Origin of the sequence: Nocardia arseniciresistens (genome assembly GCF_046764875.1) — a bacterium.
GTDB lineage: Bacteria > Actinomycetota > Actinomycetes > Mycobacteriales > Mycobacteriaceae > Nocardia > Nocardia arseniciresistens.
On the sequence record NZ_JBKORD010000031.1, the window covers coordinates 12,454 to 25,082 of the forward strand.

The 12,629-nt window shown below is 66.0% G+C and carries 10 protein-coding genes and 1 pseudogene; 7 read left to right on the plus strand and 4 right to left on the minus strand.

Annotated elements, in window-relative coordinates:
- Window positions 1-216: 216 nt before the first annotated feature.
- Together otsB and kstR are read right to left on the minus strand one after the other, a co-directional pair.
- Complete coding sequence (gene otsB / locus ACLMAJ_RS36990; protein WP_412018568.1) at window positions 217-2,787, minus strand: trehalose-phosphatase; 2,571 nt, start codon at window positions 2,785-2,787, stop codon at window positions 217-219.
- 347 nt (window positions 2,788-3,134) lie between these two features.
- Window positions 3,135-3,785 carry a cholesterol catabolism transcriptional regulator KstR gene (gene kstR, locus ACLMAJ_RS36995; protein WP_412018569.1) on the minus strand — a complete coding sequence of 217 codons (651 nt, stop codon included), beginning with the start codon at window positions 3,783-3,785 and terminating at the stop codon, window positions 3,135-3,137.
- Between the two features lie 163 nt (window positions 3,786-3,948).
- On the opposite strand from kstR, the gene ACLMAJ_RS37000 reads away from it, so the two are divergent.
- From ACLMAJ_RS37000 to ACLMAJ_RS37030, 7 genes are read left to right on the plus strand one after another with little or no spacing between them, the layout of a single operon-like run.
- The gene (locus ACLMAJ_RS37000; protein ID WP_412018570.1) at window positions 3,949-6,099 is read left to right on the plus strand and encodes an acyl-CoA dehydrogenase family protein; all 2,151 of its coding nucleotides are present in this window, start codon (window positions 3,949-3,951) and stop codon (window positions 6,097-6,099) included.
- A 25-nt stretch (window positions 6,100-6,124) separates the two neighbouring features.
- Window positions 6,125-7,189, plus strand: a complete 1,065-nt coding sequence (locus tag ACLMAJ_RS37005) for an acyl-CoA dehydrogenase family protein (RefSeq protein ID WP_412018571.1) — start codon at window positions 6,125-6,127, stop codon at window positions 7,187-7,189.
- A complete protein-coding gene (locus tag ACLMAJ_RS37010) occupies window positions 7,174-8,334 on the plus strand; it encodes an acyl-CoA dehydrogenase family protein (protein ID WP_412018572.1) in 1,161 nt (386 codons plus the stop codon). The genes ACLMAJ_RS37005 and ACLMAJ_RS37010 overlap by 16 nt, the downstream gene beginning before the upstream one ends.
- 11 nt (window positions 8,335-8,345) lie before the next feature.
- Complete coding sequence (locus ACLMAJ_RS37015; protein ID WP_412018573.1) at window positions 8,346-9,272, plus strand: bifunctional MaoC family dehydratase N-terminal/OB-fold nucleic acid binding domain-containing protein; 927 nt, start codon at window positions 8,346-8,348, stop codon at window positions 9,270-9,272.
- Entirely contained in the window at window positions 9,269-9,694 is a 426-nt protein-coding gene (locus tag ACLMAJ_RS37020; RefSeq protein ID WP_412018574.1) for a MaoC family dehydratase, read from the plus strand. The genes ACLMAJ_RS37015 and ACLMAJ_RS37020 overlap by 4 nt, the downstream gene beginning before the upstream one ends.
- Window positions 9,687-10,865, plus strand: coding sequence for a lipid-transfer protein (locus ACLMAJ_RS37025; protein WP_412018575.1), 1,179 nt, complete (start codon window positions 9,687-9,689; stop codon window positions 10,863-10,865). The genes ACLMAJ_RS37020 and ACLMAJ_RS37025 overlap by 8 nt, the downstream gene beginning before the upstream one ends.
- Window positions 10,866-10,904: 39 nt before the next feature.
- Window positions 10,905-11,345 (plus strand): NUDIX hydrolase, encoded by a 441-nt coding sequence (locus ACLMAJ_RS37030; protein WP_412018576.1) that lies wholly within the window; start codon window positions 10,905-10,907, stop codon window positions 11,343-11,345.
- 141 nt (window positions 11,346-11,486) lie between these two features.
- Here the strand turns inward: ACLMAJ_RS37030 and ACLMAJ_RS37035 are convergent.
- A pseudogene (locus ACLMAJ_RS37035) lies at window positions 11,487-11,915 on the minus strand (MFS transporter); the annotation flags it as partial.
- Between the two features lie 70 nt (window positions 11,916-11,985).
- Window positions 11,986-12,627 (minus strand): TetR/AcrR family transcriptional regulator, encoded by a 642-nt coding sequence (locus ACLMAJ_RS37040; RefSeq protein ID WP_412018577.1) that lies wholly within the window; start codon window positions 12,625-12,627, stop codon window positions 11,986-11,988.
- Window positions 12,628-12,629 lie beyond the last annotated feature (2 nt).

Below are 12,629 nucleotides of genomic sequence, written 5' to 3' on the forward strand. Positions count from 1 at the left end.
CTCCTGGCGGCACTCTGGATCTCGCAAAGCTGTTCCGACCGAGCTGTAAGTAGTCGCTAGCGGCAGTGCTCTAGATCATAATGGAAATCGTTACCGTTTACTTTAGCAAGAGGACCGCCAGGACACGAGTCGGTGTTTCCTGCGTCACCCCGACACGAGCAGGGCCCGCGAACAGGTGATTCGTTCGCGGGCCCTGCTGTGTTCGTGGTGCGGTGGTCAGACGAGCGCTGCGACCGGCTTGCCGAGCAGCTGGGCGCACCGCAGCAGGCCGAGATGGCTGTAAGCCTGCGGGTGGTTGCCCAGCGAGCGTTCGGCCACCGGGTCGTACTCTTCGCTGAGCAGTCCGGTCGGGCCCGCGACGTCGACCAGCTGAGCGAACAGCGCCTCGGCGTCGGAACGCTTGCCGATCAGCAGGTACGCCTCGACCAGCCAGGCCGCGCACAGATGGAAACCGCCCTCGCCGCCGGGCAGGCCGTCGTCGTGGTGGTACCGGTACACCGTCGAGCCGCTGCGCAGCTCCGCCTCGGTGGCGACGACCGTCGCGGCGAACCGCGGGTCAGAGGGATCGATGAGCCCGCTGAGTCCGATGTGCAGCGTCGCCGCGTCCAGGTCGGTGCCGTCGTAGGCGGCGGTGTAGGACTGCACCTCTTCGTTCCAGCCCTTGGACTTGACCTCGTCGGCGATGGTGTCGCGCAACGTGATCCAGGCCGGATCGATCTGACGGTCGAACTTCTGCGCCAGCGTGATCGCCCTGTCGATGGTCAACCAGCCCATCACCTTCGAGTACACGTGGTGCCGCGGGTTGCCGCGGATCTCCCAGATGCCGTGGTCGGGTTCCTGCCAACGCCGCCGCACCGCGGAAACCATGGCGTGCACCAGCTCCCAGTCGGCATCGGGAAGCGCGTGCGCGGGATCGGAGATGCCCTTGTGCTCGCGGCCATGGGCCAGTGACGCGATGAGGTCGACGATCGGACCGAAAACGTCCAGCTGCACCTGCATATTCGCGGCGTTGCCGACACGCACCGGACGCGAGCCCGCGTAACCCGGAAGCTGGTCGATGGAAGCCTCGGGCGGCAGGGTCTCGCCGTACAGCGTGTACAGCGGGTGCAGCCGCTCCGGGCCCGGCAGCGTCGCGAGTACGCGGTGCACCCAGCCGAGGAATTGCTCCGCCTCGGTCAGTGAGCCGAGCGAAACCAGAGCCTGTGCGGTCAGCGAGGCATCGCGCAGCCAGCAGTAGCGGTAATCCCAGTTGCGCACGCCGCCGATGTCTTCCGGAAGCGAGGTGGTCGCGGCGGCCAGGATCGAGCCCGATGGCGCGTGTACGAGCCCACGCAGGGTCAGCGCCGAGCGCTTCATCAGATCCGGCTTCAGCGGCGGCAATTCGAGCTTGGCCGCCCACTTGGCCCAGTAATCTTCCGCGTCCCTGCGCCGTTCTGGCTCGCTGCTCATGGTCGGCGCGAGATCAGCTGTACCGCACCGCATTTCCAGCACAATCGCGCCGCGGGACGGATCGACGACGGCACGCGCCGAATTGTGCGTGCCGTCGGTCAGGATCTCCCAATCCACGCCGGGGGAGCGCAGCACCATCGGGTCGTTGGTGCCCAGTACCCGCAGTCCGGTCGGCTCGCATTCGATGGTCACCGGTACCTGGCCGAATTCCGGGCGGGGCGCGAAGGTGACGACAGCCTTGGCATCGCCGGTGATCACCCTGGTCAGGTCGGTCCTGGTCGGTGCCACGTCATGGGGCAGGTAATCGACCACTTGCAGGCTGGCCCAACGCGTTTCGACGGTCATGGTGCCGTCGATGTAGCGCTGTGAGAGCGGCAGGCCCGGCCGTTCCGGCGCGATGGTGAAGTGGCCCGCGTCCGGTCCGCCGAGCAGATGCGCGAACACCGCCGCCGAATCCGGTTCGGGATGGCAGAACCAGGTGACCGTCGCGTCCGGGGTCAATAGTGCGACCGAGCGCGGACTCGCCAGCATGGTCAGGCGCTCGATGCGCGGCGCGCTCGCGCCGGCCAGCCAGGTGCGCCGCTCGTCGAGCAGGAAGGCCAGTGCCCATGACACCCACTCGGTGTTGTCCACCCGGTACTTGGCCATGCTCTCGCCCGGGCCGACCTTGATGCCGACATCGGGGCCCGAGAGCATGCGGAAGGCCTTCTCGTCGGTGACGTCGTCGCCGAAGAACACCGCGGCGGAGGCGCCTTCCTGGTGCCGGACGGTGTCGAGCGCGACACCCTTGTCGGTCTGGATCACCGCGAGCTCGATGACTTCCTTGCCCTCGGTCACCTGCACACCGACCCAGCACGCCGGGCCCTGTCTGACCTGTTTCACCGCGCGTATACCGATTTCCGGGCTCGCATTGCGCACGTGCAACGCGACGCTGGCCGGTTTGATCTCCACCGAGGCGCCGGGGTTGTCCGCGGCGATCTGGGAAAGAGATGTCTGTACTTCTTGCAGCAGCTGTTTGGCGTCGTTGTCGATGGCGTGCACGAAGCCGACATCGAATTCCGAGCCATGACTACCGATGAGTTGTACCTCGACAGGGAGTCGAGACAATGCCGCGAGATCCCGCAACGCGCGGCCGGAAATCACGGCCGCGGTTGTGCCGGTGAGGCCGGCGAGCGCGCGAAGCGCGCTCACCGATTCCCGGTGGGGAAAGGCTTTCGCCGGGTCGGACACGATGGGCGCGAGAGTCCCGTCGTAGTCCGATGCGACCAAAAGCCGTGGTACTCGCGCAGCCGTTGACAAGGCACGGCGAAGTTCCAGTGGCAGATCCTGTGCGCTCACGCATCCAACCTAGTGATCGGAGGAGTTTTTTCGGGGGCGCGGTGAACAATACTGTGTTTAATTTGCCGCACATACGCGCGCCGCTACGCGTGCGCATCATTACGCACTGTGTTTGATTTGCGGCGCCTGCGGCGCTGCGGGTTCGCGGTCCCGAAGGCTTGCGTCTGAGCAGCCGAGACTCGCGACTTCGTCGCATCAGCTTCGGCTGCTCAGACGCAAGCCGACCGCGAACGGTCGTTCGTAAAACTTGTGTGGTGGCGGCTGGTGCGCGCCGCGGATGTGACACAAATAACGCGTACCCCGGCTGAGTTTGCCTGGGGTGTACTGATTGTCGAGCTGCTGGTTTGCTACCTGCCGCTATCGCCGAGTAGCAGATCGACCGTCAATTCCAGGCGCTCGGTGACATCGGTCGCCGACGCGCGCCTGGTCAGCCAGGCCACCAGGTTCGAAAGCCACACATCGCTGATAACCCGCGCGATCGCCAGCTGACGCTCGTCCGGCTCGCCGTCGTTCATGGCGCGCGCGAACACTCGATCCATCACCTTGCCGACCCGGTCGACCTCGGCGGCCGCCGACGCGTCGGCGAACATGAATGCTCTGGTCATTGCCTCGGTGAGCAGTGGATCGCGCTGCATCATCCTGGTGATCTGGGTGAGCAGCAGGTGCATGCGTTCGCGCGGTGACTGTCCGGCGAGCGGCTTGCGTTTGCCCTCGATCTGCTCGAATTCGCGCGACAGCGCCGAGACGAGCAGATGCACCTTGGACGGGAAATACCGATACAGCGTCCCGACCGCCACATCGGCGCGTTCGGCCACCGCGCGCATCTGCACCGCGTCGTATCCGCCCTTGGAGGCCAGCGCCAGGGTCGCGTCCAGAATTCGTTTCCGGCGTTCCCGCTGTGCGGCCGAACTCAGCTCGTCCTCACTGAGCGTGGTGACCGTCGCGGTAGGCGGCGCCGTGCTCGCGTCGGCAGGCTGGGATCGGGAGGGACTGGCCATTGATGAGAGCCCTTTCCGGAAACGTCGTTTTTTCGACTTGTTTTTCGGTGGTTTGGCGTGCGCTTTCGGTCCACGGGGGGAGGTCGTCTCTTGACTTCGGCCCAGCTAGGATATTAGAACATGTTCTAGGTGTGGGAGTCACGCCGGAGAGGCGGTACGGAGTGTGACCATCGCCACCACTGACGAGCATAAAGCCGTTCAGGAGTCGATGCATGGATGGGCCGGTTCGGTACGTCCAATTGCAACAATGCGCGACGATGCCACGAACTTCTGGCGCGCCTATTGGCCCGCGCTCGCGGACCTCGGGATCTTTCACGTCGCGGTCCCGGAGGATGCGGGCGGTGCGGGCGGATCGGTCGCCGACCTCGCCGTTCTTGTCGAGCAGGCGGCACACGATCTGGTAGGTGGACCGGTGCTGGCAACGGCATTGGCGAATCTGGTCACCGTCGGCGCCATCGAGGAGAACGTGCCGTGCGGCGTCGCCCTCGACTTCCTTGTCGAATCTGCGGTGAGCCTACCGGCGGTCTCCGATGAGCTCGTGCTCACCGGTGTCTGGGATTCGGTACTCGGTGCCGCACCGGGAACCGCGGTGCTGCTGCCCGTGCAAACCCCGAATGGTCGGCGCTGGTGCCTGATCCCGGCGGATGCCGCAGGTTTGCGGGTCGAACCGCTGCCACCGTTGGATCCGAGCACTCCGCTGGCCGAGGTGCACTGCGCCGAGGTGTTGGTACCCGTCGCGCGGGTGTTCGAATCGCCGTACCCGGTCGAGGATCTCGTTGTGGTGCTCGTCGCCGCCGAGCTCGCTGGGCTCGCGGGCTGGTGCCTGGAGACCGCGGTCGAATACGCCAAGGTGCGTGAGCAATTCGGCCGTCGGATCGGATCTTTCCAAGCGGTCAAACATATTTGCGCCTGGATGCTCTGCCGCGCCGAGTTGATCCGAGCGGTCGCTTCCGATGCCGCTGCCGCGGTGGACGAAGGCGGCGCCGAGTTGCCGATCGCGAGTGCGATCGCCGCCGCGATCTCGCTCGATGCCGCGGTCGAGACCGCGAAGGACTGCATCCAGGTGCTCGGCGGAATCGGGTTCACCTGGGAGCACGACGCGCATTTCTACCTGCGCAGGGCCGTTGCCCTCCGGCAATTGCTCGGTGGTTCCGCGCGTTGGCGGGCCAGGGTCACCGACCTGACTCGGACCGGGCGTCGCCGAACCACTGGAGCGGACCGGGTCTTCGCGGCCGACGGCGTGACCGTCGACGACAGCAGTGCGAACGAACTGGCCGCCGAGGTGGCGGGTATCGCCGCGCTGCCCGTCGAACAACGTCGCAACGCCATGGTCGAGGCCGGGCTCGTCATGCCGCACTGGCCCGTGCCCTACGGCCGTGGCGCAGATCCGATGGCGGGTCTGATGATCTCGGAGGAACTGCGCCGCGCCGGACTGGAATCGCCGGACCTGGCGATCGGCGGTTGGGCGGTGCCCACCCTGCTGCAACACGGAACACCGGAGCAGGTCGAACGATTCGCCTGGCCGACACTGCGCGGCGAGGTCGTCTGGTGTCAGCTGTTCAGTGAACCAGGGGCCGGTTCGGATCTGGCCGCGCTGCGCACCACCGCAAAGAAGGTCGACGGTGGCTGGGTGCTGAACGGCCAGAAGGTGTGGACGTCGTTGGGTGACAAGGCGAACTGGGCGATCTGCCTGGCTCGCACCGACCCCGCAGCGCCGAAGCATCGTGGCATCAGCTACTTCGTTCTCGATATGCGCAGCGCGGGGCTAGAGGTACGTCCGCTCGTGCAGATCACCGGAGAGGCGCGCTTCAGCGAGGTGTTCCTCGACGATGTCTTCGTCCCCGACGACGGTGTGGTCGGGGACCTGAACAACGGCTGGAAGATCGCCCGCTCGACGCTCTCGACAGAGCGGGTCGCGATGGGCGGCAATGGCATCGGGCCGGTGCTCGAGGAGCTCATCGCCAAACTGCCTGCGACGGGGCCCGGCGCGGAACTGCTGAACGACCGTCTCGGCGGCTTCGTATCGGATGCGATCGCTGGATTGTTGCTGGAGCAACGTGCTGCAGTGCGAATGCTGGCGGGCGGTGATCCGGGCGCGCAGAGTAGCGTGCGCAAGCTCGTCGGTGTCCGCCATCGCCAGGCGGTGGCCGAATTCGCCGTGGAGACGGCAGGTCCTATCGGTGCGCAGGACTCGGAAGTGGTAAAAGAGTTCCTGCTCACGCGCTGTTTATCGATCGCTGGGGGAACCGAGCAGATCCTGCTGACCGTGGCTGGTGAGCGGATACTCGGACTGCCCCGCGACACGGACAGCTAGTCGACGAGTAACTGGGAGAAAAAGCGTGGACTTCACCAGGGACGAGGGCCAGGACGCGGTGGCCGAGGTCGTCGTGAGTTTGCTGGAACATGAACCGGCACGCGATATCGAGCTGTGGCCGAAGCTCGTCGACAGCGGACTGCTGTCGGTCGCGTTGCCGGAGCGCTTCGGCGGTGATGGCATGGGCCTGCCGGAAGTAGCGGTGCTGCTTACCGAGCTGGCCACCGACGCGGTGGCCGTGCCCGCCGTGTCGACGCTCGGGTTCGGGCTGCTGCCGCTCTTGGCCGCATTGCCCGAGAGCGTTGCCGAACAGATATTCCCCGAGGTAGCGAAGGGGGCCGTGCTCACCGCGGCGCTGAGTGAGCCCGCCAATCCCTTCGTGGTCAACCCGCAAACAACGGCGGTCTCCGAGGGCGATTCGGTGCGGATTACCGGCCACAAGGTCGCTGTGCCCTATGCGCAGCTGGCGCGCTGGCTGCTGATTCCCACCGATTCCGGTATCGCGCTTGTCGATTCGGATGCCGAGGGACTTACGCTCACACCGTCGCCGGTGTCCGGTGGGATCCCGGAATGCAGTGTGCGGCTCGACAACGTCGAGATTCCGGCCGAGCGGTTGCTGCCCGGTGGCATCCCGGAGCTGCACCGGTTCGCGGTCGCCTCGATCGGTTCGGTCGCGGACGGGTTGCTGAAAGGCGCGCTCGTACTGACCGCCGAGCATGTGCGTACGCGCAGGCAGTTCAACAAGGCGCTTGCCGAATTCCAGGCCGTCGCGCAGCAGATCGCCGATCTGTACGTCGTCTCGCGCACGCTGCATGTCGCCGCGGTATCGGCGAACTGGGCACTGGCACAGGACGATTCCAGCCAGGCGCACCAGGAGCGGATCGACGACGATCTCGACGTACTCGCCTACACCGTCGCCTCGGAATTGCCCGCCGCTATGCAGAAGTGTCATCACCTGCACGGTGGCCTCGGCGTCGACATAACCCATCCGATGCACCGCTACTACTCGCAGGCCAAGGACATCGCGCGCTGGCTGGGCGGCGAATCGTTGCGCCTCGATCGATTGGGGGCCAGATGTTCATCGACCTGACCGCGGAGCAGCTCACGCTGCGCGATAAATTGCGTTCGTACTTCGCCGATCTCGTGACTCCTGAAGAGGAAGCCGAGATGTCGATCAATCGACACGGCGACGCCTATCGCGCGGTGGTGCGCCGGATGGGTGCGGACGGCTGGCTCGGCGTCGGCTGGCCGAAGGAGTACGGCGGCCAGGGTTTCGGCCCGATGGAGCAGCAGATCTTCTTCAACGAGGCGGTGCGCGCCGATGTGCCGCTGCCGCTGGTGACTCTGCTGACGGTCGGGCCGACATTGCAGCAGTTCGGCACCGACGAGCAGAAGGCGAAGTTCCTGCCCGGAATCCTTTCCGGCGATATCCATTTCGCGATCGGCTACTCCGAACCGGAGGCGGGCACCGACCTGGCCGCACTGCGGACCAGTGCGGTGCGCGACGAGTCCGGCGACTGGATCATCAACGGGCAGAAGATCTTCACCACCGGCGCACACGAGGCCGACTTCGTCTGGCTGGCCTGCCGAACCGGCACTGTCGAGTCGAGGCACCGCGGCATCACGATCCTGATCGTGGATACCACCGATCCAGGCTATTCCTGGACGCCGATCATCACCTGCGACGGCGCCCACCACACCAACGCCACCTACTTCGACAATGTGCGCGCCTCGGCGAACATGCTTGTCGGCGAGGAGGATCGGGGTTGGAAGCTGATCACCACCCAGCTCAACCACGAGCGGGTGAGCCTCGGCCCGTCCGGCAAGATCGAGCAGCTCTACGACAGGGTGCACGATTGGGCGCAGCCGCGCGGTGTGCTCGGCGAGGTCGACGTGCGCCGTGCGCTCGGCCGCCTGCACGCCATGGTCCGGCTCAACGAGCTGCTGAACTGGCAGGTGGCCGCCACCGTCGGCGGTGACCAGGCCGCCGTGATCGCCGATGCGTCGGCGACCAAGGTGTTCTCCACCGAATCGCTCCAAGAGGCGGGCAGGCTCGCCGAGGAAGTCATCGGCCGCTACGGAGATCCCGCCGATCCGGCCACCGCCGAATTGCTGAGCTGGCTCGACCGCAGGACCAAACAGAACCTGGTGGTGACCTTCGGCGGCGGTGTCAACGAAGTAATGCGCGAACTGGTCGCCTCGTCCGGGCTGAAGTTGCCGCGAGTACCGCGATAGTGAAGGAAACCATGACTCCGGAAGCGATTACCGCCGCCGCCGAACGCATCATCGCGGCAGGGGACTGCGCGCCCCGGCTCGGGCGTGACCCGGTGAACCAGCCGATGATCAACAACTGGGTCGAGGCGCTGGGGGATACCAACCCCGTCTACGTCGACGACGAGGCCGCACGGGCCGCCGGTTTCCCCGGCGCCGTCGCGCCACCGGCGATGGCCCAGGTGTGGACCATGTTCGGGCTCAACGGTTCTCGCCCACAAGATGATCCGATGGCCAAGGTTACCGACCTGCTCGACGCCGCCGGCTACACCTCGGTGGTCGCCACCGACTGTCAGCAGACCTATCACCGGTATCTGAATGTCGGTGAGCAGGTCGCGGTCACCAGCAGGCTGGCCGAAATCCGTGGCCCGAAGCGAACCGCGCTCGGGGAGGGCTGGTTCGTCACCTTCCAGACCAGCTGGCAGGTCGGCGACGAGGTCGTCGCCGAGATGCTTTTCCGGCTCTTGAAGTTCGTACCCGGCACCGCCGCCGCACCGAAAGAGCCCTCGGGAGCTCGCGTCGAGCCGCTGGTTTCCCAGGACACCGAGTTCTTCTGGGCGGGCACCATGGTGGGCGAGCTGCGGATCCAGCGGCTGCCGGACGGCACCCTGCGGCATCCGCCGATCCCGGCGATCTGGAAAGACAAGTCCGAGCAGACCGACTACGTGGTCGCCTCGGGACGCGGCGAAGTATTCAGCTACGTCGTGCATCACGCGCCGAAAGTGCCCGGGCGGCAACTGCCGTTCGTTGTGGCGCTGGTCGAATTGGAGGAAGGCGTGCGCATGCTCGGTGAACTGCGCGGTATCGACACGGCCGAAGTGAAGGTCGGCCTGCCGGTCGAGGTCGAGTTCGACAAGCTCGGCGACGATGTCGTGCTGCCGGTCTGGCGGGCGAGCGCATGAGTGAGCGAGCAGAGATCGGCCGAGGCGATGTTCGGGTCGGTACCGAACTTCCCGACCTCGTCATCGAGGTCGACCCGACCTTCGTGATCAGCACGGCCCTGGCCACCAGGGATTTTCAGGATGTTCACCACGACAGGGACAAGGCGGTAGCCCGCGGTTCCAAGGACATCTTCGTCAATATCCTCACCGACACCGGTCTGGTGCAGCGCTTCGTCACCGATTGGGCAGGGCCGCGCGCGATCGTGCGGTCGATCGCCCTGCGGCTGGGTGTTCCGCTGTACTCCGGTGACACGCTGACCCTTTCCGGCACAGTGACCGAGGTGTCGGGCGACGACATCCACATCGCCGTCGTCGGCAAGGACAGCCTCGGTGACCACATCACGGCGAAAGCCGTTATCTCCTATCGGGGTTCGAATGACTGAGCACGGTATATCCGGCCGCGCGGCCATCGTCGGCATCGGCGCCACCGACTTCTCCAAGGACTCCGGGCGCAGTGAATTGCGGCTTGCCGCCGAGGCCGTCACCGCCGCGCTCGCCGACGCGGGCCTCACGCCTGCCGATGTCGACGGCCTGACGACTTTCACCATGGACACCAATACCCAGGCCGCGGTCGCCCGCGCCGTCGGGATCCCGCAGCTGAAGTTCTTCAGCCACATCGGTTACGGCGGTGGCGCCGCGTGCGCCACCGTTCAGCAGGCGGTGATGGCGGTCGCGACCGGGGTCGCCGACGTTGTCGTCGCCTATCGCGCCTTCAACGAGCGTTCGGTGTCGCGCTTCGGCCAGTTCTCCACGGCACTCGCCGCCGCGCCGACCTCCTCGGGTATCGACGCGGGCTGGTCCTATCCGCAGGGTCTCGGCACGCCCGCCGCGCAGGTGGCCATGGTCGCCCGCCGCTACATGCACGTCTACGGCGCGACGAGCGAGGACTTCGGCAGGGTTGCCGTCGCCGACCGCAAGCATGCCGCGGTGAACCCGAACGCCTTCTTCTACGGCAAGCCGATCACGCTGGAAGAGCACCAGAATTCGCGCTGGATCGCCGAACCGCTGCACCTGCTCGACTGCTGCCAGGAGTCCGACGGTGGTGTCGCGATCGTCGTCACCAGCGCCGAACGCGCCCGTGACCTGCCGCAGCGTCCCGCTGTGATCACCGCGGCCGCACAGGGTTCCGGCGCCGATCAGTACGTGATGACCAGCTACTATCGCGACGCCATGACGGGTCTACCCGAAATGGGTCTGGTCGGCGAGCAGCTCTGGGCGCAGAGCGGTCTGCGTCCCGACGATATGCAGGCCGCCATCCTCTACGACCACTTCACCCCGTTCGTCCTCATGCAGCTGGAGGAACTCGGCTTCTGTGGTCGCGGCGAGGCCCGGGATTTCATCGCCGACGGCGCGATCGAGATGGGCGGTCGCCTCCCACTGAATACGCACGGCGGCCAGCTCGGTGAGGCCTACATCCATGGTATGAACGGCATCGCCGAGGCCGTCCGCCAAATCCGCGGCACCTCCGTGAATCCGGTCCAAGACCTGGAGCACATCCTGGTCACCGCGGGGACCGGCGTGCCGACCTCGGGCCTCGTACTCAGCGCCAACTGACCTGATCCCCGCGTAGGCCGCCGATCACGGAGGAGTTTTATGACCGACCGGCATCTCGTCGACGCTCATGTCCTGGTCATCCGTGACAACGAGTTGTTGCTCAGCAAGCGTCGCAGCGAGGACGAGTTCGACGGCCTGTGGCATCTGCCCGCGGGCAAGCTCGAAGCGGGTGAGTCCGTTGCCGCCGCGGCGGTACGCGAGGCGCACGAGGAGATCGGCATCGTCATCGATCCCGCGGATCTGCGGCTTTTCCACACCGCCCACGTGATCGGTTCCGGCCGTGAATCCCGCCTCGGACTGTTCTTCGAGGTGCTGCGATGGAACGGTGCGCCGACCAACCGGGAGCCGGATAAATGCTACGAACTTCGCTGGTTTCCACTCGACGCCCTGCCCGAGGACTCGATCATCCGCTATCCGCTCGCCGGAATCCGCGCCTTTTCTTCCGGCAGCACCTACAGCGAACGCGGCTGGGAACGATAGTCGCACGAGGCTATGACAGCCCGAAGCGGCAGAACGACTATCAGCGCGATCGCGACCAGGATGCTGCTGGCGTAGACAGGTCCGAGTTCGGCCAGCTGGGTACTCAATGTGGCGGCAGCGACGGGTCGGTGGCGCAAAGCCCAAGGCGACCCACCCCGCGAGCAGTAGCGGCCCGCCGACCGCGATAACAAGACCGGGCCGTTGATCGGACAGGCGTCCTGCGACGGTGACGCCGACAAATGCCCCTGACCCGAACAGTACGAGTACGACAGGGACCCACATCGAATCCAGATCGGCGACCTGGGTGACGATCGGAGCGAGATAGGTAAAGGTGCCGAAAGTTGAGGCATTGACCAGCGCGCCAAGGAGCATGACCACGATCAGTCTCGGGTGCCGCAGCTGCGCGATTTCCTGGCGTAGATCCGGTCCGGTCGATGCCTCCGGCTGTCTCGCGGTGGCGGGAAGGCCACGCGCAACCGCGACCGCCGAAGGTAGGCACAACATCGCTACCACCCAGAAAGTGGCGCGCCAGTCGAACAGCGTCCCGAGCAAGGCGCCGCCGGGCCCCCCGCGCCCAAAGTCTTATCGGCCACCACACTTCGACGTGGGCGGCGCTGACGATTCAGTGTTTAGGTAGGAGCTAGGTGGAACGCGGTTGATTGCTGAGCAGATAGGTCGATAGCAGTGCGGTGAGTTGGTCGATGCTCTCCGGTGTCCCCGTGGGCAACTGGGTGCGAGCGCCCGCGAAGCGGTCGAACACCGCACCCTCGATGATGGCGACGAAATCTGCCGCGGCCGCCGCGGGATCCGCGAAACCCAAGGCGTGGAACAGGTTTCGCGCGCGCTCCACGGAGAACAGGCTGTGCGCCAGCCGAGGGTGTAGATCGGGGTCGGCCAGGAGATCGATCAGTAGCGCGTGCCGGACGATCAGGTGATTGCGGCGGTCGGTGAGTAGCCGGTCGAGCCAGGTCGCGATGGCGCGGGCGATGTCGGTGGGATCGATCGCTGTGGCGCCGTGCGTGGTGCGAGCTGGATAGCCGAGGTGCTGCGCTGGATCGGCGGCAGCTTGTGCGGTGAGGAAGTCCGCGCGGGAGCGCTCGGTGATGCGGTCGGTGATCGCTTCGATTAGCGCGCGTTTGGTGCGGAAGTAGTACGAAGCCGACCCGGCGGGCAGGTCGAGTGCCGTATCGAGGGCTCGGTGGGTGAGCGCCCGGATGCCTTGGCCGGCAATCAGATCGATGGCGGCTTCGACGATGAGCGTGCGACGGTCTGTTGTGGACATCC